This is a genomic window from Aestuariibaculum scopimerae, assembly GCF_059428085.1.
In genome coordinates this window covers 3072315-3094598 of record NZ_CM182089.1, presented here as the reverse complement: position 1 = coordinate 3094598, position 22284 = coordinate 3072315, and the positions used below count along the sequence as shown (strand labels likewise).

At 34.4% G+C, this 22284-nt stretch carries 16 protein-coding genes and 1 pseudogene; 7 read left to right on the top strand and 10 right to left on the bottom strand.

Translation table 11 applies throughout. The annotated features are described in order from the left end of the window. The first annotated feature begins 28 nt into the window (after positions 1-28). Both AC5SR4_RS13450 and AC5SR4_RS13445 read left to right on the top strand, forming a co-directional pair. Complete coding sequence (locus tag AC5SR4_RS13450) at positions 29-1231, top strand: RHS repeat domain-containing protein (RefSeq protein ID WP_495356789.1); 1203 nt, start codon at positions 29-31, stop codon at positions 1229-1231. After that, entirely contained in the window at positions 1228-1719 is a 492-nt protein-coding gene (locus tag AC5SR4_RS13445) for a hypothetical protein (protein ID WP_495356788.1), read from the top strand. The genes AC5SR4_RS13450 and AC5SR4_RS13445 overlap by 4 nt, the downstream gene beginning before the upstream one ends. 431 nt (positions 1720-2150) lie before the next feature. Here AC5SR4_RS13445 and AC5SR4_RS13440 read toward each other — a convergent pair. The 8 genes and pseudogenes from AC5SR4_RS13440 to AC5SR4_RS13405 all read right to left on the bottom strand — a co-directional run bounded on the left by AC5SR4_RS13440 (position 2151) and on the right by AC5SR4_RS13405 (position 12855). Beyond that, a protein-coding gene (locus AC5SR4_RS13440; protein WP_495355978.1) for an IS3 family transposase occupies positions 2151-3289 on the bottom strand; the annotation gives its coding sequence in 2 pieces (ribosomal slippage) (positions 2151-3028 and positions 3028-3289; 1140 coding nt in all). Positions 3290-3409: 120 nt separating this feature from the next. Continuing rightward, positions 3410-3550: pseudogene (locus AC5SR4_RS13435) on the bottom strand (hypothetical protein); the annotation flags it as partial. A gap of 202 nt (positions 3551-3752) precedes the next feature. Continuing rightward, positions 3753-3926, bottom strand: coding sequence for a hypothetical protein (locus AC5SR4_RS13430; protein WP_495356787.1), 174 nt, complete (start codon positions 3924-3926; stop codon positions 3753-3755). A gap of 90 nt (positions 3927-4016) precedes the next feature. Continuing rightward, positions 4017-5348 carry a BNR repeat-containing protein gene (locus AC5SR4_RS13425; protein ID WP_495356786.1) on the bottom strand — a complete coding sequence of 444 codons (1332 nt, stop codon included), beginning with the start codon at positions 5346-5348 and terminating at the stop codon, positions 4017-4019. A gap of 150 nt (positions 5349-5498) precedes the next feature. Continuing rightward, entirely contained in the window at positions 5499-6737 is a 1239-nt protein-coding gene (locus tag AC5SR4_RS13420; protein WP_495356785.1) for a DUF2264 domain-containing protein, read from the bottom strand. A gap of 162 nt (positions 6738-6899) precedes the next feature. Next, on the bottom strand, positions 6900-8576 hold the full coding sequence (locus AC5SR4_RS13415) for a RagB/SusD family nutrient uptake outer membrane protein (protein WP_495356784.1): 1677 nt from the start codon (positions 8574-8576) through the stop codon (positions 6900-6902). A 24-nt stretch (positions 8577-8600) separates the two neighbouring features. Continuing rightward, the gene (locus AC5SR4_RS13410) at positions 8601-11654 is read right to left on the bottom strand and encodes a SusC/RagA family TonB-linked outer membrane protein (protein WP_495356783.1); all 3054 of its coding nucleotides are present in this window, start codon (positions 11652-11654) and stop codon (positions 8601-8603) included. 94 nt (positions 11655-11748) lie between these two features. After that, on the bottom strand, positions 11749-12855 hold the full coding sequence (locus AC5SR4_RS13405) for a glycoside hydrolase family 88 protein (protein WP_495356782.1): 1107 nt from the start codon (positions 12853-12855) through the stop codon (positions 11749-11751). Between the two features lie 427 nt (positions 12856-13282). Between AC5SR4_RS13405 and AC5SR4_RS13400 the strand changes: the two genes are divergently transcribed. Further along, positions 13283-17407: a hybrid sensor histidine kinase/response regulator transcription factor gene (locus tag AC5SR4_RS13400; RefSeq protein WP_495356781.1), complete on the top strand. Its 4125-nt coding sequence runs from the start codon at positions 13283-13285 to the stop codon at positions 17405-17407. 390 nt (positions 17408-17797) lie between these two features. On the opposite strand, the gene trhA is transcribed toward AC5SR4_RS13400, so the two are convergent. Together trhA and AC5SR4_RS13390 are read right to left on the bottom strand one after the other, a co-directional pair. Beyond that, positions 17798-18424 carry a PAQR family membrane homeostasis protein TrhA gene (gene trhA, locus AC5SR4_RS13395; protein ID WP_495356780.1) on the bottom strand — a complete coding sequence of 209 codons (627 nt, stop codon included), beginning with the start codon at positions 18422-18424 and terminating at the stop codon, positions 17798-17800. A gap of 6 nt (positions 18425-18430) precedes the next feature. Continuing rightward, the gene (locus AC5SR4_RS13390) at positions 18431-19150 is read right to left on the bottom strand and encodes a DUF4294 domain-containing protein (RefSeq protein ID WP_495356779.1); all 720 of its coding nucleotides are present in this window, start codon (positions 19148-19150) and stop codon (positions 18431-18433) included. A 151-nt stretch (positions 19151-19301) separates the two neighbouring features. On the opposite strand from AC5SR4_RS13390, the gene AC5SR4_RS13385 reads away from it, so the two are divergent. The 4 genes from AC5SR4_RS13385 (at position 19302) to AC5SR4_RS13370 (ending at position 22280) form a co-directional block, all read left to right on the top strand. After that, on the top strand, positions 19302-20387 hold the full coding sequence (locus tag AC5SR4_RS13385) for a M42 family metallopeptidase (protein WP_495356778.1): 1086 nt from the start codon (positions 19302-19304) through the stop codon (positions 20385-20387). A gap of 50 nt (positions 20388-20437) precedes the next feature. Continuing rightward, positions 20438-20989, top strand: coding sequence for an NUDIX hydrolase (locus AC5SR4_RS13380; protein WP_495356777.1), 552 nt, complete (start codon positions 20438-20440; stop codon positions 20987-20989). Further along, the gene (locus tag AC5SR4_RS13375) at positions 20986-21660 is read left to right on the top strand and encodes a PrsW family intramembrane metalloprotease (protein WP_495356776.1); all 675 of its coding nucleotides are present in this window, start codon (positions 20986-20988) and stop codon (positions 21658-21660) included. The genes AC5SR4_RS13380 and AC5SR4_RS13375 overlap by 4 nt, the downstream gene beginning before the upstream one ends. A gap of 134 nt (positions 21661-21794) precedes the next feature. After that, positions 21795-22280 carry an acyl-CoA carboxylase biotin carboxyl carrier protein subunit gene (locus AC5SR4_RS13370; RefSeq protein WP_495356775.1) on the top strand — a complete coding sequence of 162 codons (486 nt, stop codon included), beginning with the start codon at positions 21795-21797 and terminating at the stop codon, positions 22278-22280. The last annotated feature ends 4 nt before the right edge of the window (positions 22281-22284 follow it).

Genomic DNA, 22284 nt, shown 5'->3' with positions numbered 1-22284 from the left:
AATTCTGTAATGCATAAGATGCAAACGAGTGCTAACGAGGGGAAATATTTCCTATATTTACGATGCCGTTGGCACCAAGCTAAAGAAGATTGTGAGCGGTGGCAGCACAACGGAGTATGCGGGCAACTATGTGTACGTGGGCGGTTCTTTGAAATTCTTTAATCATGCAGAAGGCTATGTGGATGTTAACGGTAGTACCTATAAGTACACCTACCAGTACAAGGACCATTTGGGGAACGTTCGTTTAAGCTATAGTGACCTGAACGGCAATGGCAGTATTGCTACCTCCACCGAAATCTTGGAGGAAAACAATTATTATCCTTTTGGTCTTAAACATAAGGGTTACAATACGAACGTTGCAAGTACCAACATTGCCCTTAAGAGAAAGTTTGGTGGCAAGGAGCTTCAGGATGAACTGGACTTGAACTGGTATGATATTACGGCAAGGAATTATGACCCTGCATTGGGTAGATGGATGAACATTGACCCATTGGCAGAGCAGATGAGACGACATAGCCCTTATAATTATGCGTTTGATAATCCTTTACGATTTATTGATCCTGATGGAATGGCTCCTGACGATGTAATAATAGAAGGAGAAGAAAGAGAAAAAGCCTTTAATGAACTACAAAAATCTGTAAGTAGCGAATTGACATTAACTCAAGATGAAAATGGAAAAGTGACATATTGTATAAATGATGATGGAGAAGGAAATCCAGTGCAATTATCGAGCGATGCTAAACAGTTAGTTGATGCGATTGATGATAGTAGTATTACTGTAAAAGTTGATGCTCAGAATGATAATTTTAATAGTGATAGGTCGTTAAGAATAGGAGGGAGTTTTATGGGTAATACTGTACAAGGGGATGGTACAGTTGTTGCCAATCAAGAAATAAATCCTAATGTTTTAGGTAATATGAGCGAAGCCAATAATAACCCAGGAGGAGACGTTTTGCATGAGGTTACGGAAGCTTATCAAGGAGCGAAAATAAGCCAAAAAGCAGGAGTTTCTTCACCAAAGGCTGGGGCGCAAGGTTCAGTATATAACGAAGCACATAATAGAGCAACACCACAGACAGGGACAGTTAGGGAATATATTAGAGTGGGGTCAAGTCCACTTCACGTAGAATCATCTACTTATAAGAATCCCGTTACAGGACAGTACAATTTTGGGCAATCATTTACTGGAGTCGAATGGAGATCAAATGGTAGAGTAATACAAAAGCTATGAATAAAATAAAAATCTTAATATTGTTGATTATTTCTTCTCTCTTTATAAGATGTAAATCTTCCAATAACAATAATTTGCTAGGTCAACCTAATTTAAAAAAAGGAGATGATTATAATTTAGTTTTAGAAATAATAGGTAAAGTAGAATCAATAAAATTGGATAAAGCCGTATATGTTTTAATGGTAAAGGATTCTTTGGACAGAAAGTATCAGGTTTTATCCAAAAAAGAGAATAACATTAAAACGAATAACAAAATTGAAATAGGTGAAAATTATTTTTTCAAATTAAAACAACTTACCCATAAGAAAGATAATAGTCAGCCTCGAAGTATGACTGTCAATGGGGAAGAAATTATTATTACACCCAATAATTATGTTCAAGACTGTATTAATTACAATGCTCAAAAATTCTGTAGTGATTCTTATGAGGTATTTGAGGGAATAAACCTAATTAACTTAAATATTGATGAAAGTATTATTACAAAATAAAAAGAAAAAATAGAATTATGCCTAAAACAGGTAATGTCCTAAACTGGCGCTTTTAAAAATGGTTCAAACTGAAATGATAAGCCTCTTAATTGGAGCTTATTTCTTGTTTATTGAAAGATTAAAAACTTGTTAGAGGTTTTAAAACCTGGGTTTGTTAAAGCTTAATGTACTAAATTGGTACTTAATAAATTCATTAAATGGGATAATGTCCTAAGCCCCAATTTCCGTGATAAAAACAAGTAAAAAAGCCCAAAATTTAAGCAAAAAGCAGCATCAACTTGCCCAGACGGTTTTTGCAACTTGCAGAAACGAACAACTCAACCTTACCTACTGGACAACTCAACCTTACCTACTGGGTAGGTAAGGTTGAGTTGTTGGCCTGGTAAACCGATGCTGACGGCCAGTGTGTAGCATGTGTAGCCTTACCCAAATTAAGACACTACTAAATTCAACAAATTTTCATTAATATCATCAGATTCGATGAAGAATTCTTCACCGAATCTAGGTTTATATTCTCTAGGAGACTTGTTCCCTAGTGATTGGTGTGGATGATTACTATTATAATCTTCCATCCATTGATTGCTTAATGTTCTTAATTGGTGCAAATCGTTAAACCAATACGCATCCAGTATATCCTCTCTATAAAATCTATTCAATCGTTCTATATATCCGTTTTGCATAGGTTTACCTGGCTGGGTGAACCGTATTTCTACTCGTTTTCGCTTGCACCAAGCGTTTAAGGTTTTGGATATAAATTCAGGTCCATTGTCACAACGAATTGTTTGTGGCAGGCCAATCTCTTCTTCTAACTGTTCTAGGGTTTCTACTACCTTTCTAGCCGGATAATTCAATCCTGGATCTATGGCCAATACCTCGCGATTACAGTCGTCCATAATGTTCAGTATCCGTACCTTTCTTCCATCGGAAAGTGTATCAGACATGAAATCCATGCTCCAAACCATGTTTAATGACTCAGGTGCTTCCAAAGGGTGTTTCACCCTGCCCGTTATACGCTTTTTGTGTTTACGTCTCAGTTTAAGTTTCATTTGCCTATATACTCGTAGTACACGTTTTCTGTTCCACCTATGGCCTTCGCGACGAATCCGTTTGTAATACTCATCAAATCCTCTGGTTGGAAGTTCCGAAGCCAATTCAGAGAGTTTGTCGATTACTTCACGGTCATCACGCTTGGTTTGGTAATACCACATTGAACGGGTTAAATCCACAACACCACAGGCCCTTTGTATAGATACCTGATATTCCTTGATTAAATAAACCGCCCTGTGCTTCTTGTCGGAAGGCCTTAGAACTTTTTTGACAATATATCCTTAAGCATTTGGTTATCCAAGCTAGCATCTGCGTACATCTGCTTGAGCTTGCGGTTTTCTTCCTCCAACTCTTTTAAGCGTTTTAATTGGCTCGTTTCCATACCTCCGTACCTTTTGCGCCAATAATAAATGGTACTCTTGTCGATACCTAATTCTCGTGCTATATCACCTACGGCACGACCTTGTTCGTTTTCCTTCAAGACCTTGATAATCTGACTCTCGGTAAATCTACTTTTTTTCATCTGACAGTTTAAAATTTAAAATTAGTAAATTTGAATTTTATGCTGTCTTATTTTTAGGGAAGGCTACAAGTGCAAGTTGATCTGTTCACCTACTTAAGTTAGGGTGTTATACATCCTGTTTTACATACCTTTTAACGGATTTTTTGCAGAAAAATGACATAAAGCACCTGTAAGTACAAACACATGCCAAATAACATGGTTATAGGGAATTCTTTCTATGGCATAAAATACAATGCCCAATGTGTAGGCCAAACCCCCGATTTCTATGATAAAAGCCTTCGGTAATTTTTTTGATTACGAAACATTTTATGGTTTTAAAGTTCTGTATGATATTATCGATAAGGAAAAAGAGCTTGCTTCTTGTCTCGTCGTCAAGCTGTTCAATATCCTCGATACGTTTTAAGTTAGAAGGCACATTTAATTGTTTCCCAATTAGAATCGTTTAAATCAACTTTATAAAAATCTAGTGGCTATCTGCTGGTTTTTTAACAATGTTAAATTTCCACGTACCATTTAAGCTTTTGTAATAATTAGATTTCTCTGCTACATCTGCTAATGCTAAACCTTTATCTTTATATAAAATGAAAGATGCTCTTCCTGCCTCCTTGTTTCTGTCTACAACCAAAGCATTTTCCATTCGTTTGTGTTGGCTTGTGCAAAACTTAAAAGAACAAGAAGTATAAATAGTGGTGATAAAGCTAATTTATGCATGGAATTTTCTAAAATATTATAAATTTTTGAATATTCTGTTCAGTTTTTTTATTTCCAAGGTTTTCACAGGAGATGAGTTGGTGTTAGCTACACCTTCTCCATCAATTTGTGTTACATTTTGAAAAAATACATGAAGTCTCTTTTTGCTATTCCAAAGAGCAATATCATAATTGGGTTCCCATTGCCCTAGAGACAATTCACTAACATCAACAACGTGCCAAGGTTTATCATTTTCAAGATTTGCTGAATAGGCTATAGAAACTTTATTATTTCTTGATTCCTCTCTAAAAAGAATAGCAACAATGTCTTCATTAATTAAGATATCTGGCCTTGAAATTGGTATATTTTTAGTACCACTACCACCCAACACAAATGAATCGCTTCTAAACCCAGTATTTACCTTACACCATTTATTATTCTTTAAATACACAATTTGATATTGAGGTATTGCACCTTCATTCCAATAGCTTGCAATAAAAGGATTGCCCTTGCTATCTGTAATCATGGCAGTTTGATTAATTAAAATACTATTTTGAGGGATTTTCCAAGCGTATTCTGCTGTTTCCAAGGTTATTGGTAAATTATACACCTCTGAAGTTGATTTTTTCCAAGTTTTTCCTCCATCCAGCGAGCGGGCATAGCATAAATCATGGTTCGTTTCTACATCCCATGTTTCTCTCCATACCCAGGACAGGTGAATAACAGCTTTCTCATCTACAGCAGCCTGCCAATACGCACTTCGTTGTCCTTCTCCATCGATAAGGTTACTTTGTATTTGGGACCATTGTTTTGTATTAACATCGTAAGTATTAATAACCAAATTACCTCGCCCGGATTCTCCTGAACGGTATAGAAATACTAGGTTTCCATTTGGTAAATTATAGAACTCAGGATAGGTTACTTTATCTTCCTGATTCCCGGTCATAGGTATTTCTTTTCCTAATTCTATACTTAAAGGCCTTTTGCTCTTGGCATACCTTAATTTCGTATTATGATGGTCCCAGCTTACATGCAAATACCCCTCACCATCAACCGCGATACTTATACTATTATGTGCATCCTTTGTATTACCTCTATATTGTGTTTTAGAAGTTTCCCATTTAGAAGCGTGCACTTTTCGTTTGCCTAAAACCAAATAGCTTTCTTGGTCGTAATAGCCCACAAACTGATAACCTGAATGGGTTGTAATAGCATGTTTTCTAAACTTCACCGTATTTACAGAATTCTTGCTCCAGCCCTCCCCTATATATGTATATGAAATATTTTTAGCGCAAGAAGCTAAACATACTATAAATAAACATAGTATGGCAAACTTGCTATCTAATATGGTTGTTTTATTAATAATCATTAAAGTTTATGTCAAAATTTTGTTTTGTAGTTTTCATTTTAATAAGTTTTAAAATAACATCTAAAATAAAAGAGGAGGATAGAATGGGTTCAAAATATCCATAAAGCAATAAAATAGGTAATTGCAACTTTTATCAGTTTAAAAAATCAACTAATTCTTAATGGCATGGTCTATTGGTATTTTTTTACCAGACCATATTTTTTTCTGAGTCCAGGGTTGATACGGATGCTTCCAAAATACATCGTCACTTGATAAACCTAGAACCAAAAACACTTCAGAGCACAAGTACAAACTTCCAGTAGAAATATATCCTTCTCCAATATTATTTTGATGGCCATATAACCCCACCTGTAGCCATCCATTTTGGTCAAAAGTACCTTCAGCACTTAATTGATTATGTATCATTTTGCATAAAGCCGATCTTACTTGTTCGGGTGCTACTTCTGCTGGCAATTGTTTCCATAGAGCAATTTGAGATAACAATTGAAATGCACCAAAACGATAGGCTAACGACCTGCCTATAGGAGGGTATGTTCCTTCTGGTGAAATTAATCGTTCTTGAATAGATGCGTATCGCACAGCTCTTTCAATGGCCTCGTTATAATCTGATGCTTTACGATTGGTGACTTCATTAATCGTTTTTAAAATATCCAATACCATTGGCTGAATTACAAAACTGTTGTAATAGTCCCAGTGAAATTCAGGACCATCACCATACATTCCATCTCCCAAATACCATTCTTTATGTTTATTTAAGGCATATTCCAAACGCATCATATCGGGTTCTGCGCTAAACTTTAAAAGTGCCGCTTCAATCATTCCCAAAAACAGTAACCAATTGCTATAATAAGGTTCTATAACCCTGGTAGACTTTAATGCTTTAATAACATTATCTTTTGTTGTAAGATCTAATGGTTCCCACAATTGCTTTGGGGCCCTTAATAAGGCTTGAGCAAAGAAAGCTGCATCAACAAGTGGTTGCTTGTCTTTATTAAAGTTCATGAAATCTGGGGCCTCAGGATTGGTTGCATTCTTAATACACTTTCTAGCCAAGCTAATATATTTAGCTCTTAATAGCCCCTCGCTCGTTTCATCTGGCCCCAACTCTAGCCACGGAGCCATTCCCGATAACAATCTTCCAAATGCTTCTAAATAAGTAACATGTGTACGATCGTCCCATGCACCCGGACATTTTTCAACAGGCATTGTTTTTTTTAATTCGTTTTTACTTAATGCCGTTAAAACAGGGTCTCCTATTTTAATTAAAGACGATACAAAAAACTGACGGACTTCCTCCGGGTTTCTTTCTTGAATTTCAGCATTCTGGGAGTAAACACTAAGGTTTACAAAAAACAAAGAAACACCTAAAACTAAAATTGTTTTTTTCAATACCAAAACATTTAAAATATTTACATTTAATGTAGCTATGTGTACCATAAATTTATTTACATAATTAAAAACCCCTCCAATATAGTTAATAAAGAAGGAAGAAGACTAAAAATCTTCTTCCTTCCAAAAAACTAAACTAAGTCAACAAAAAATTAATTATTTTTAGTATCCATTATTCTGTTCTAAAACAGCATCCTTATTAAGGTCTATTTCACTTTGAGGAATTGGTAAAAGTGCGTGAAACTCTTGCAATCCATTTGTAGTTTCAATATTACCTCCAGCTAAAGGAGCTGTTCCATTTAACCTTTTAGCTCTTTCAACCAAGGTTCCTGTTCTTACTAAAGTCATTCTTCTGTTTTCTTCTCCAATTAATTCCCGTGCTCTTTCGTCTAAAATAAAATCTAAAGTTATATCGCCAGGATTAACTGTTGGGGCATTAGCTCTATCTCTAAGTACATTAATATCATCGGCAGCTCCATCTAAATTGTTTTGTTCAAATCGGGCTTCAGCTCTTAAAAGATAAGTTTCCCCAAAACGCATTAAAATAAAATCCTTAAACATTCCATACCCAAAAACATCCCGCTCATCAAACTGTCCCCATTTTAGTGTATAAGGCGCATATTTGTATATGGTATCTGCAGCGAATATTTTCACTTCACTTCCATCCGGTAAAAGGAAAATCGCATCTTCTCCATAAGGCACAGCGGTTCCTCTAATAGCATCATACTTTTCATTGGTATTATTAAAATAGTGCTGACGGTGGATTGAATATTTTGAATTACGTATATCGCCGTCATCATACAGATCATAAAGCACCCAATTATTCAATCTAATTCTGGCTAGGCCTCTACCCCCTAAAGTGTCTGTAGGTTGCATTCCCGGTAAATCATGATAAGATCCTCCCCAAACTCTTCTAAATTGAGAAAACCCAGTACTTCCTCCAGCTACATCGGTAGGGTTTTCTTGCTCTAAAACCCAAATGGCTTCTGTATTTCCTTGTGACCTCCTCTGGTTTCCATTAAGGAACATATCCGAATAATAGTCGCCCGGTTCTCCTGCACGCACACCATACCTTTCTTTAACAAGGGAATAATTGCCACTATTTATAATATCTGTACATTGTTGTTCTGCTAAATCAGGCTTTCCTGTTCGTAAATATACCTCCGCTAAAAGCTGACGCGCCATATCTTTATTGGCCCTTCCAAAATTAGCAGCTTGCCCCACTTCAGGCAAATTGGCAACAGCCATTATTAAATCGTCTTCAATTATGGCATTTACCTCTGCTAAAGAAGCTCTTGTAAAATCTGTTTTAGGGCCACTTACAGGCTCTAAAATTAAAGGAACTCCTCCATATAAGGTCGCCAGCATATTATAGGCATAGCCTCTAAAAAACCTTGCCTCTGCATTAAAAGCATCAATCTCTACTTGGGTCATACCAATAGCATTTCCTGCTTCGGCATTAGCAATTAAAATATTGGCATTATTAATTATATTGTACAGTCTAGCCCAAAGATCTCTAGCGTTTCCATCAGTAGATATTAGCTGTGCATAATCAAAATACCCTCTTACGCCATTGGCTCTACCTGCCGGTGCCCATACAACATCTGTTCCTACTTGAAACATACCTGTAAAAGCTTGCCCGCCAGAAGTCGTGGTATAAAAACCACTGCTTAACCTTTCGTACAATCCAATTGCAGCAGCATTATATCCCGCTTTGTCTGTTAAGGTTTCTGGTGCCGGCCTGTCTAACACCTTTTCATCTAAAAAAGAATCACTGCATGCATAGGTAACTAATACCAGCATGCTTATACTAAATAAAAATTTTATATGTTTTTTCATTTTTTTTTGAATTTTAATTAAGAATTAAAGCGTTACATTTAATCCTAAAGAAATGGTTCTTGTCTGTGGGTAATTATCTTCCCAACTTCCAGAACTATCTGAAGAACCTCTCGAATAATAATTAACTTCAGGATCCCACCCGTACCAATTGGTAAATGTATGTAAATTTCTACCTGCTAAATAAACGGTTAATCCTTGAACCCCTATTTTATCTAAAACTTCTGAAGGGAATAAATAACTTAAACGCACATCTTTAATTCTTATATAACTATAATCTTCTGGAAAGCCATAGCCCTTATAGTTTTTATAAGCGGACAGTGAAGGCCAATAGTTGTCTTTATTCTCAGGAGTCCAATATTTAAAATCGGCAGGCAGGTTTCTTCTTCCTGCTTCATCGGCATAAGTAAGGTCTCTATTGCTTTTTAACCCGCCTTGAGAAGTTTGGATAAATATACTTAAGTTGAAATTTTTATAACGAAAAGTATTGGTAAAACCACCAACCCAATCTGGCGTTGTTCTTCCTAAAATAACTTTATCATCATTATCTATTTGTCCATCACCATTTTGGTCTTTAAATTTAATATCTCCAGGGTTTCCATTAGGATCTACAGAGGCAATGTCTTCGCCCTCTTGCCAAATGCCTTCTTTTTCATAGTCATAAAAAACATCTAAAGCCTCTCCTATAAACCATCTATTGCCAATATCATCCTTTCCATCACCATAAAGTTCCAATATTTTATTTTTATTGATTGAAAAATTTATGGTAGATCTCCATGAAAAATCTTTATTGTCAACATTAATTGTATTTAAAGTAACTTCTAGACCTTGGTTTTGCATACTTCCTAAATTCGACCAAATGTTCCCATAACCTGTAATATTTGGTAGATTTCTTTTTAATAAGATGTCTTTGGTTTTAGATTTATAAACCTCAACCGTACCTGATATTCTATTGTTTAACAATCCAAAATCAACACCAATATTTGAAGATGTTGTTGATTCCCAATTAAGGTTGGCATTACCTAAAGAGTTGAAATCGTTCTCTGTTAAATATATAATACCTGTATAGGCATTACCATCAAAAGTTTGTTTCACCGATTTTCCGGTTGTTGCCGTTTGGTTTACACTAATAGCCTGATTTCCGGTTGTTCCATGAGAAAACCTTAATTTCAATGCGTTTACAAAGTCAGAATCCTTTAAAAAATTTTCATTTTTAATATTCCAACCTAAAGCCATCGAAGGGAAAACACCAATCTTGCTTGTGTTAGAACCAAAAGCAGAATACCCATCTCGTCTTGCTGTAAGTGTTAATAAATAACGACTATCGTAAGAATAATTAATTCTACCCATTTGGGATATCAATGAGTATGAATTCCCTTCAGAATTGACAGATTGTGTGGTACCTGAGGCCAGGTCATAATAAGACAAACCATCATTTACAAAACCTACAGCCTTAGATTCCGATTTAAAATAATCTACTTCCTGGGCACTGTACAATGCCGTTACATCAAAGTGATGTTTATCGAAGTCTTTAGAGTACGTTAAAATATTCTCGATAACCCAGTTTCCTGTTTCAGAATTTATTGCCTCTCCGGTACCACTTTGGTCATTAGCCGCTCTCCCTGAATAACGTCTTTCATTACCAAAATTATAGGTATATGAAGCATTCATTTTATATTGCAAGCCTTCAAGTGGTGTTATCTCAACAAAACCTGTACCTGTTAAGTTTCTAGCTTTATCCTCTCTATCTGTTGTTAAACCTAATAGTGGGTTGCTAAATAACAGTTCGGGACTCATTGGATATATTACATAATCTCCATTTTCATCTTTTGGCAAAGAATAGGGACTCATAGCGGTAGCATTTAGAAAATTAGCCCTGCCCCCACTATAATTATTCTCTGTAAAAAATGCTGATGTACCAACTTTTAACCAATCCACAATTTTGGAATCTGCATTAAACCTAATGGAGTTTTTCTTATAATTATACCCCTTTACAACACCTTCTTGCTCTAAATGGGAAGCTGATATGTAATATTGAGAAGTTTCATTGCCACTAGATATACTAATATTATGTTCTTGTATTACGCCTGTTCTAGTTGCTTCGTTTAACCAATTAGTAGTTAAACCTGCATCATAATTTTCTACTTCAGAAGCGTTTGGCAATACTGCAGTTTGACTCAAACCATTGGCTGTTAAAAAATCTGCATATTTTTGCACATAGGCATCAGGTCCCATTGGTGTTAAAGGGTTGGCCATTTCCTCAAAACCAAAATAACTATTAATCTTAACCGTTGGTTTTCCATCCCTTTTACCACGTTTCGAAGTTATAAGTATAACGCCGTTACTACCTCTGGTACCATAAATAGCCACTGCCGAAGCATCTTTAAGCACCTCAATAGAACTGATATCGTTTGGGTTTATATCATTGGTTGTACCAAAAAACGGAACGCCGTCCAAAACTATTAAAGGGTCATTATTGGCATTAATGGAATTTTGACCTCTTACCAAAACATTGGCAGAACTACCTGGAACAGAAGAGCTTTGAGAAATATTTAAACCTGCTGTTGTTCCTTGAATGGCTTGAAGCACATTAGTAACAGGTAGGTTTTCTAACCTATCTTTTGGAACCGATACAACAGAACCGGTTATGTCCGATCGTTTTTGTGTACCATACCCTACAACTACAACTTCGTCTAATACAGAGGCATCTTCCTCTAAAGTTATATTAATTGTTGATTCACCATTTAAAACAATCTCTCTTGTTTTAAAACCTATATAGGAAACAATTATTGTAGCATTTAAATTTGATACATCTAAAGAAAAGTTTCCATCAAAATCTGTTTGGGCACCGTTGGTCGTTCCTTTTTCTATAATATTTGCACCAGGTAAAGGTTGGCCAGATGCATCCATAATAGTTCCAGAAATTTGGGTTTGTTGGTTTTGCTTTGTCTCATATTTCAATTCTATACCTACTGTTTCAAAGGCTTGAGTTTGAAAAATGAAGCTAAATACTAATAATATGGATAAATTAAATTGCAATCCATAAAAACAATGCTTCTTGTATTTAATAATTTTTTTCATTTTAGTTTAATTGTATTAGTAGTTGTTGATAATTCTTAATTCTATTTTTAATAGAATTCACTCTTTAATTGTAATTAATTTTCATGTCATATATTTAGTTTAAAGTTTTCCGTATTTTTTGATATCTCACCATGGCCTCAATAAAATAATAGTCCCCATAGCTCAGGGAAACATCTATTTCAGTCTTGTTTGGCATATTACCCACTCCATGTTTAAGTAAAAAGCCTCCATTAGTCTCATTAAAAGATAAATATTCAGTAGTTAATAAAGAACTCAAAATTTTTAAAGCGGAATCAAAATATCGTTTTTGTTTTTCTCCTTTAAAAAACGTAGAAAGCTCTAACAATGCTGAAGCATTTATTGAAGCGGAAGAAGAATCTCTTAATTCATTTGGAATGTTAGGTGCATTAAAATCCCAATACGGGATGAGATCCTTTGGCAAATTAGGATGGTTCAAAATATAATTTGCAATATTCTCTGCATGCTTCAAATATTTTAAATCTTTAGTTTCCCTAAACATTACAGTATAACCATATAATCCCCAAGATTGTCCCCTCGCCCATGATGAATCATCTGCTGCTCCCTGGTTAGTAATTTTTGCTTTTACATCTCCAGAAACTTCATCGTAGATTACTTCATGATAAGAACTATAATCCTCACGAAAATGATTTTCCATAGTCTTATCGGCGTGATTGACTGCAATATTATAATATAGACTATCTCCGCTATGTTTTGTTGCCCAAAACAAAAGTTCCAAATTCATCATATTATCAATGATTACGACTAGATCATCATCACCAGCCTTATTCCAAAAAGTACTATCCCAAGAACGGATACATTTAACAACGGGGTTATAGCGGCTAGCTAAAGATTTGGCACTATTCATTAAAATTTGCTCATAATTAGGATTGGGATTTAACCTTTGAGCATTACCAAAACTGCAATACATCATAAAACCAAGATCGTGGGTTGATGTATTATATTGTTCACTACTTAAATCCTTTAAAACACCTTCGACCTCATGTTCAAAATCTGATTGTTTAAGGGCTTCATCTATATATATAAGTGTTCCAGGATAAAAACCGCTACACCACCATTCAGAATTGCTAGTTTCAAAATAATCAGATTCGGCATCATAGGATTTAGGGTAATTACCATTAGTAACCTGAGTCATCATATATTTATAACGCTCAGAAGCCATTTTTAAAGTAGTTTTTATTTTGGAGTCTAAGGGTCTTTCCTTGGGTCTTTCCTTATTTAAGCATGACGCAAGTATAATTAGAAACATTATATATAGAAGAGAATGTTTATTCATTAAATAAAATATTGTTAAAAGAATTAATTTAGTTTGTGGCTTTGTTTAAATAGATGTAAAATGAAAATTTTTACAATAGCTTCAACAAATTTCATTTAAATCAGTTGGTTAGTACGGGTAAAATTGGTTAAAATATGGGGCACAATAGTACCAATTACCACAACATACCCAAAAAGACTGCTTTTCAATAAGTTAATAAACAACGAAATTCCAAGAAGTTATTTTAGGCTGTATACGATTATAGAAAGTTTAATTTTAAATCCTTCAATTTTTTAAAAAGATTTGTTTTACTTGCACATAATTATGATTACGCATGAGAGTATTTAGATTTTATTTTGCCTTATTATTTTTTATGATAATATCTGTTTGTTCTGCCCAAGAGGTAAGAACTAATAACCTTATCAAAGAAAAAAGTATTTTGAAATTTGAATATTTCAATGTGCAATCTGGGCTTTCTAATAATTTAATTACTGATTTAGCACAAGATTCTTTAGGTTATATATGGGTTGCAACATCTAATGGACTTAACAGGTATAATGGGAATGAATTTTATAATTTTAAAAAAGAAAGTGATACCACAAATAGCTTAAATTATAATTTAATTGAACAAATAAGTTTTAACAAAAAAGGGGAGTTATTAATTGTAACCGGAAGAGGGCTAAATGTTTATAATCCTAAATCCGAAGTATTTACCCTATTTGATGAATCTAATGGATTGGCAAGAATTAGTCTAAGTTGTATGGAAAAGGGACTAAATAATGAGCTCATATTAGGGATTTATGGAGTAGGCCTACAGTTTTTTACACCAAACTTTCCTAAAGGGAATATTTTACTTGAAAACAAACCAAACGACGAAAATAGTATTTCCTCAAATTATATATCCAGTATACTTCTTGATGGGGAGAATACTTTATGGGTGGGTACTTTTAATAATGGTTTAAATAAAATAAATTATAAAACCAAGGATGTAAAACGTATTGATTTAGGAGAAAGGGACAATAAAGAGTTACAACAAATAAATTGCTTGTATTTAGATAGCGATAGAAATTTATGGGTTGGAACACGTAATGGTATTCTTGTTATAACCAAAGATAATGAGTACTTACATATAAACTCTAGCGATAATGAAGGTGAAGGTTTAAGCGACGCGGAAATTCTATCTTTTGAGGAGGATTATTTAGGTAATATTTGGATTGGTACACAAAATGGCGGCTTAAATATTATAGATTTCAAAGCCTATAGAAACGGGAATAGGTATATTAAAAGTTACTTGCCTAATCATAACGGAAATAATTTTCAAGGCAGGGCTGTATCAACAATCATGAAAGATGCGCAGGACAATATGTGGATTGGCACTTTTTACGGTTTGTATTACGTTAACCCCAAGGAAGAACCCATTGAGCACATTAAAATGAAGTTCACCGAATCTCCAGTAACGATTACTAGCAATTATGTGCGAAGTATAACTGAACGTTTCAATAAAGAATTGTGGATTGGTACAGATGGAGGTGGATTAAACCTTTATAACCCTAAAACAGGTAAATATAAGTATTACAGGCATGAGGAAAACAATAAGCTTAGTCTTTCTAATGATCACGTATATTGTGTATTGGAAGATAGTAAAAGGCGTGTTTGGGTTGGCACTTATAGGGGCGGCTTAAACCTTTTGGATCCCATAACAGGCAAAACCAAAAAGTATTTGCAGGGATCGGTCGAAGATGGATATAAAGTAAACGTGATTATTGAAGATAGCTTAGGTAACATTTGGGTAGGCACTAATAGAGGAGGTCTTTACAAATACAATGAGTTATCAGATAGTTTTGATTATGTAAATGAATTGGGGAAAATTGATATCAGGGATATTTGTGATGATAAAAAAGGGAATTTATGGTTAGCTACATATGGTGATGGTGTAACAAAATTTGATGTTAAAACACACCAATACCATATGTTTAAAATAGGTGACGTTACAGGGTTAGATAGTAACATTGTTTATGCCATAGAGCCATTGTTTAATGAAACCTTTCTAATAGGGACTGGTTATAACGGATTGTTTAAGTTTTTACCGTTAGAAAGAAAAGCAATAAACTATACAGAGATAGAAGGATTAAGTAATAATACGGTTAACAGTATTGTTCTTGGTGATGACCAAAATTTTTGGTTAGGAACCTATAATGGCTTAAGTTATTTTAATAAAATGTCAGAATCTGTAAAAAACCTTAATTCATTTGATAATATTCCCCAAACAGATTTTAATGTTGGCGCCTCTTTTAAATCAAGTGAAGGCCTCCTTTATTTTGGAAGTAATAATGGGCTCTATGTTGTTAACCCCAATAAATTATTTACTTCTAAAATCGATGCTCATTTAATTTTCGAAACATTAGAGGTATCCAACACTAAGGTACCAGTAAGCGCATCAAAAGGTAGCGGTAAATTAAGCCAGTCTCTCCCCTATTTAAAACATGTCGCCTTAGACTATGACGAAACTTTAATAACGGTTAATTTCAGTACTTTAAAATACCCAAATGCTCACAATATAAAATACACTTATTTGTTAGAAGGTTATCAGGATCAATGGGTAAATATTAATACTAGTAATTCTATAAATTTAAGTAACCTTCCTCCAGGGGATTATAATTTAGTAGTTCAGGGAATTATTAATCCTGAACAAACAGTAAGCAATAATCTTTTAATTACAATTAACCCCCCTTTCTGGAAAACTCTTCCTGCCTATTTAATTTATTTAATCGTTTTTATTTGCATAATATGGTTGGGTATGAAGTATTATTCTGAACGTTTAAAACTGAAAAACTCATTATTGTTCGAACAAAAGCAACGTCAATTGGAAAATGAGCTTAATTTAGAAAGGGTTAGGTTTTTCACCAGCTTTTCCCACGAGTTAAAGACACCACTAAATTTAATAATTGCCCCGGTCGAAAATCTCATTGAAAAAATTGATAAAAAGAAGCAAAAAGAACAATTGAAAATGGTACTTAGAAACTCTAAGTATTTGTTAAAAAACATTCAAAAATTATTAGAGTTTAGAAAGTCTGAAATAGGCCTGAATAAAATTTCGATTGATAAAATAAATATTTCGAAACGACTTCATCAAATACTTTTAAATTATGAACCCTTATCCAATTCTAGAGGAATAAAACTTGAATTACAAAAACCTGATAAGGATATTTATATTTTGTGTGATGTAGAAAAAATTGAAATTATTATTCATAATCTACTTTCTAATGCATTTAAATATTCTAAGCGAAATGATGTTGTTCTTACATCAATTAAGGAAGATAATAATCACTTGTTAATTACCATATCTGATAATGGAATGGGAATTTCAAAAAAAGATCTTCCCCATATTTTTGATTGGTACTATCAATCCAATATAAAATCAAAAAAGAAAGGTTCAGGTATTGGTTTAGCTTTATCTAAAATATTTGCTGAATTACATTTGGGTTCAATTTCAGTTGAAAGTGAATTAAATAAGGGAACAAAATTTACACTCTCCTTACCTAAAGATGCTTTTTTAGAAGAGACAAAAAATTTGAATCAATTACCTTTAATGGAAGTCAATCATGAAGATCAAATAAATAATGTATCAGAAATTTGGGAATATCAAGATCAATTTTTAGATAATAAATTGCCAAAAAGTAATATTAAATCAGACAAAACCAGAAAGCTTATTTTAGTTGTTGATGATAATAATGATTTACTTAAATTTTTATCTAGTATTCTTGAAGATGATTATGATTTAATATTAGCAGAAAATGGAAAAGAAGGTATTAAAAAAGCAATAAAATATGTTCCTGATTTAATAATATCTGACGTTATGATGCCTATGGAGAATGGAATTGATTTATGTAAAACACTTAAGTCTGAACAGACAACATCTCATATTCCAATTATCCTTTTAACGGCCGTAGGTAATACTGAAGGTATAAATGAAGGTTATAAGGAAGGTGCTGATGATTATATCACGAAACCTTTTAATTCTAAAATATTAATAACTAGAATCGATAACCTTATTCAAAATCGCTTAAAACTTAAGGATTACTTTAGTAATGGATTAGAAAAATCTGAGTTCATTGGAGATAACAAAAAACTATTTGATTCTGAAAAAGCTTTTTTAGAACGATTTAATAAGATAATCAGTGAATTTATTTCACAAAACAAATCGAATACTGAAGATATTTTTAATGAAATAGGGATGAGTAAAACCTCATTATATAGAAAAATAAAGGCTCTTACTGGTAAAACTGTAAATGAGTTAATACAAGATGCAAGATTAGAAAAAGCATATCATCTTATTAAATATGGTAATCTAAATATTTCTGAAGCTTCCTTTGAAGTTGGTTTTAATAGTGTAAAACATTTTAGAAAATTATTTAAGGAAAAGTATGGTATTCTTCCATCTAAAATTGATTCAATATAATTTTTTAGGGTAGCTTTTTGTATTTTTGGGTATGAGCAGAAAATATAAGTTTTAATAAACCTGACTTATAACAATACCCCCATATTCTATAATTAAACCAAATATAAAAAGCCCAAAATTTAAGCAAAAAGCAGCATCAACTTGCCCAGACGGTTTTTGCAACTTGCAGAAACGAACAACTCAACCTTACCTACTGGACAACTCAACCTTACATACTGGGTAGGTAAGGTTGAGTTGGTGGCCTGGTAAACCGATGCTGACGGCCAGTGCAAGTTGACCTGTTCACCTACTTAAGTTAGGGTGTTATACATCCTGTTTTTTATACCTTTTAACGGATTTTTACAGAAAAATGACTTAAAATAATGTGTTTTCCTTACTAAAATATCCACATTAAATGACATAAAAGAAAATCATAAAAAAATGACATAAAGCACCTGCAAGTACAAACACATGCCAAATAACATGGTTATAGGGAATTCTTTCTATGGCATAAAATACAATGCCCAATGTATAGGCCAAACCTCCTGCAAACAACAATAAAATACCATGACTATGCATCTGGTGACTTAGGTTTTCAAAATCGAATACAATAAGCCACCCCATTACCAAATACAACAAGGTTGACAAAACGTTAAACCTACCCGTAAAAAACAGTTTTAATACCACGCCAAACGCTGCAATGCCCCATACTGTATAAAACAAGGGCCAGCCCAAACTATTGGTAAGCGTTATTAAGGTAACGGGCGTATAGGTGCCTGCTATTAAAAGGTAAATGCTTATATGGTCTACTACTCTAAAATAGTGCTTATGGGTTTGGTTCTTGGTGGAATGGTATACAGTAGAAGCGGTAAACAAAATAATGATGGACAGGCCATAAACAATTACACTAAACAAGCTCCACGGCGTTTTATGGGTATTAAAAACAATAAGCAATACCAAAGCTGCTACTCCAAACAAAGCACCTATGGCATGCGATAAGGCATTAAGTCTTTCTTCAAAAGGTGTTTGAATGCGCATGCCGGTTTATTCCGTTTTTTGGTTTAACCACTTATCGGTTAAATCGTAAAAATCATATTCTATAGCTGCCTTTTGCCGTTCTAATACCCCATTTTGGAAATTACGCTGTAAAATGTCTTCTATTAAATAATCTTCTTTAACGTTATAGGGGTCGAATTCTGTTTTTAAGGAAATATCGAACATACTGGCCGTGGTGTTGTACCAAAAGGCCCGCCACCCACTCCGCAATTCCTTCACCAAATCGAACGTAGTGGTACCTGTTTGTCTATGGATTAGCTTTACCAATATTTGGCCCTCGGTACGGGTAAGCTTTTTTAATTCGTCAGAGAACTCCCCTTCTATATACTTCTGTATCATTTTGGTATAACGCTTTTTATCGCGGTTCCTTGTTAGCCTGGCAAGCCTGCTGTTCATAGAATCTAAACGTTCGGCTGCCAATTTTGCATAAGGGTACACCTTAATGGTTTTTCGCCTTAATATTAAATAGCGTCTCCTATCGGCATTACTATCAAACTTAAGCTTGTTTAAAAGCATTACCTCATCCAGATTAATAATGGTTCTTGGAATGGAATCGCCATCTATAATTAAATAGGTTACCTGGGTAGAATCTTGTTCCACATCCCTTGTTTGTGCCAAAACAAGAACCGGAAAAAGGAGTATTATGTATGCAATAAATTTCATCTTATAAATACTGGAGCAATAATCCTTCAAAATTACTAATTTCATTCTGTAAAACATTTTTTTCACATTTATATTATTATTTTAGTGCAAATTTTATTCTTAAGGATTAGGAATAAGGCGCAAGCCTATACAGCATGTATAATTTAAGTAAGAATAAAGCTTAACCATAAATAATAAAGTATAAACCATAAAATAAATGAAACGTATTCTCAACAAAAAATCTTTAAATTTCCTGGAATCTTATTTAAACAATGCAGCACCTACGGGTTATGAATGGACGGGGCAACAGCTGTGGATGGACTATTTAAAGCCTTATGTAGATGAATTTATAACAGATACCTATGGTACGGCCGTTGGCGTTATTAACCCAAAGGCTAAATACAAAGTTGTTATTGAAGGGCATGCCGATGAAATTTCATGGTACGTTAATTACATTTCAGATAACGGTTTAATATACGTGATACGAAATGGTGGCAGCGACCACCAAATAGCGCCTAGTAAAGTGGTTAATATCCACACCAAAAAAGGTATTGTTAAAGGTGTTTTTGGATGGCCTGCCATACATACCCGCGATAAATCGAAAGAAGAAACCCCTAAACTGGACAACATTTTTATAGATTGTGGCTGCAAAACCAAAGAAGATGTTGAAAAACTGGGCGTTCATGTAGGTTGTGTTATTACCTACCCCGATGAGTTTCATATTTTAAACAACGATAAATTTGTATGCCGTGCCTTAGACAACAGAATGGGAGGCTTTATGATTGCCGAAGTGGCACGCTTACTTAAGGAAAACAAGAAAACCTTGCCATTCGGACTTTATATTGTGAATGCTGTACAGGAAGAGATTGGCCTGCGTGGTGCCGAAATGATTACCCAAACCATTAAGCCCAATGTGGCTATTGTGACCGATGTAACCCACGACACCACAACCCCTATGATTGAAAAGAAAGTGCAAGGGGATTTAGAAATTGGCAAAGGCCCAGTAGTGGCATACGCCCCTGCTGTACAACAAAAATTACGCGATTTAATTACCGATACCGCCGAGGCCAAAAACATCCCATTCCAACGCAGTGCCCTGTCTAGAGCCACTGGAACGGATACAGATGCTTTTGCATATAGCAATGGTGGTGTGGCATCGGCCCTAATATCGTTACCATTACGCTACATGCACACTACCGTAGAAATGGTACATCAAGATGATGTTGAAAACGTTATTAAACTTATTTATGAAACTTTAATTAGCATGAAAGACGGCGAGACGTTTAGTTATTTTGAAAATTGAAAATGGACAATTAATAATTGTTAACTGTCAATTATCTTTTGTTAATTGTTATGGATGAATATATAGATATTGTTGATAAAAATGGACACCCCACGGGGCAATCTGAACTAAAATCTGTTATACACCAAAAGGGCCACTATCACAATACGGCACATGTTTGGTTTTATACTCAAGACAAACAGGTGTTACTATCGCAACGCTCTGCCCAAAAAACCATTTGTCCGCTTATGTGGGACGTATCTGTTGCCGGGCATATTGATGCGGGTGAAACTGTAACACAAGCAGCCATTAGGGAAACCAAGGAAGAAATAGGACTTGCCATTCAAGAAAACGACTTGCATAAAATTGGGGTGTTTGAGTGCTTCCAGTCCTATAACAATGGTATACAGGACAATGAATTTCACCATACCTTTCTGTGCGAGCTAAAGGTTGGTATTCAAGATTTAAAGCCCCAAGAGGAAGAGGTTGAAGCTTTAAAGCTGGTTTCGTTCAATACCTTTAAAACCCTTATAGATACGATTGGTAGCTCAAATCATTTTGTGCCTTCCAATAAAAGTTATTACAAGGTGGTCCTGGATAACTTAACGACCATTATACAATGAATTTGTTACTTATAGCCATTGTTCCTGTTGCAATTGTAATTCTATACATTTATTACAAGGACAAATATGAAAAAGAACCCAGAGATGTGCTGCTCTACTGCTTTTTACTGGGAGCTTTTTTAAGCATTTTCATTACTACGGTTATGTACTATGGCTTTGATGCTATTTTACCCTTAACCGAACACACCAGTGTTGTTCAACAGTTTATTAAAGCCTTTTTTGTAGTGGGCTTTACCGAAGAGTTTAGCAAATACATCATTATTAAATACTATGCCCAACGGCATGCGGCCTTTAACGAACCGTTTGATGGTATTGTATATGCCGTTATGGTATCTATGGGGTTTGCCGCTACCGAAAATATCTTTTACGTGATAGAAGGCGGTATGTCTACCGCCATTCTTAGGGCCTTTACCGCCATACCAGCACATGCTACTTTTGCTATTTTAATGGGGTACTATATGGGCAAGGCCAAGTTTTCAAACAATAGGATCCTTTTAAACTTTACAGGACTGTTTCTAGCCATTTTATTCCATGGGGCTTACGACTTTTTCTTGTTTATCGATTTTGTACCGGGTATTTGGGTAGGCGCTTTTATATCGCTCTTTATAGGCATCGTGCTTTCTAGAAAGGCCATACAAAAACACCAAGAGAACTCTAATTTTAAAATTTAGAGCTGCTTTTTTAGCCACGACATCACAACTATTTATTTTACCAATCATGGCACTAGGCTTAATCATTATACTAGCAAAAGCCTACTAAGGGTATAAAAATTATTATCTTTATATTTTAAAAAAGGACCGTACTTATGAGTAAAACCTTCAAAACTAATGTAAACCAGTCATTTAATTTTGATATTACCAATGAAGCCGTTTCAAATCTTGATGTTGTAGCCACCTCAAACACCTCGTTTCATGTGTTACAAGAAAGCAAATCGTATAAAGCTAACATTGAAACAGCCCATTTTCACCAAAAAACATACAAAGTAAACGTTAATAACAACCCTTATACGGTTACCATTTCTAATGATTTAGATACACTTATAAAAGCCATGGGCTTAGCACAAAGTGCCTTAAAACATCTCGATTCTATAAAAGCACCCATGCCCGGGTTAATTTTGGATATTACCGTAAGCGTTGGTGATACTATAAGTGAAGACACCCCCCTACTTATCCTAGAGGCCATGAAAATGGAAAATATTATCACCTCGCCCCGTGATGGCATTATTAAATCCATTGCCGTAAAAAAAGGAGATGCCGTAGATAAAAATCAATTATTAATTGCCTTTGAATAACATC

Coding starts and splice junctions, on each gene's coding strand:
- AC5SR4_RS13380 (WP_495356777.1), top strand. CDS start 20,438: ATGGATGAATATATAGATATTGTTGATAAAAATGGACACCCCACGGGG.
- AC5SR4_RS13445 (WP_495356788.1), top strand. CDS start 1,228: ATGAATAAAATAAAAATCTTAATATTGTTGATTATTTCTTCTCTCTTT.
- AC5SR4_RS13375 (WP_495356776.1), top strand. CDS start 20,986: ATGAATTTGTTACTTATAGCCATTGTTCCTGTTGCAATTGTAATTCTA.
- AC5SR4_RS13370 (WP_495356775.1), top strand. CDS start 21,795: ATGAGTAAAACCTTCAAAACTAATGTAAACCAGTCATTTAATTTTGAT.
- trhA (WP_495356780.1), bottom strand. CDS start 18,424: ATGCGCATTCAAACACCTTTTGAAGAAAGACTTAATGCCTTATCGCAT.
- AC5SR4_RS13405 (WP_495356782.1), bottom strand. CDS start 12,855: ATGGCTTCTGAGCGTTATAAATATATGATGACTCAGGTTACTAATGGT.
- AC5SR4_RS13410 (WP_495356783.1), bottom strand. CDS start 11,654: ATGAAAAAAATTATTAAATACAAGAAGCATTGTTTTTATGGATTGCAA.
- AC5SR4_RS13385 (WP_495356778.1), top strand. CDS start 19,302: ATGAAACGTATTCTCAACAAAAAATCTTTAAATTTCCTGGAATCTTAT.
- AC5SR4_RS13425 (WP_495356786.1), bottom strand. CDS start 5,348: ATGATTATTAATAAAACAACCATATTAGATAGCAAGTTTGCCATACTA.
- AC5SR4_RS13415 (WP_495356784.1), bottom strand. CDS start 8,576: ATGAAAAAACATATAAAATTTTTATTTAGTATAAGCATGCTGGTATTA.
- AC5SR4_RS13390 (WP_495356779.1), bottom strand. CDS start 19,150: ATGAAATTAGTAATTTTGAAGGATTATTGCTCCAGTATTTATAAGATG.
- AC5SR4_RS13430 (WP_495356787.1), bottom strand. CDS start 3,926: ATGGAAAATGCTTTGGTTGTAGACAGAAACAAGGAGGCAGGAAGAGCA.
- AC5SR4_RS13400 (WP_495356781.1), top strand. CDS start 13,283: ATGAGAGTATTTAGATTTTATTTTGCCTTATTATTTTTTATGATAATA.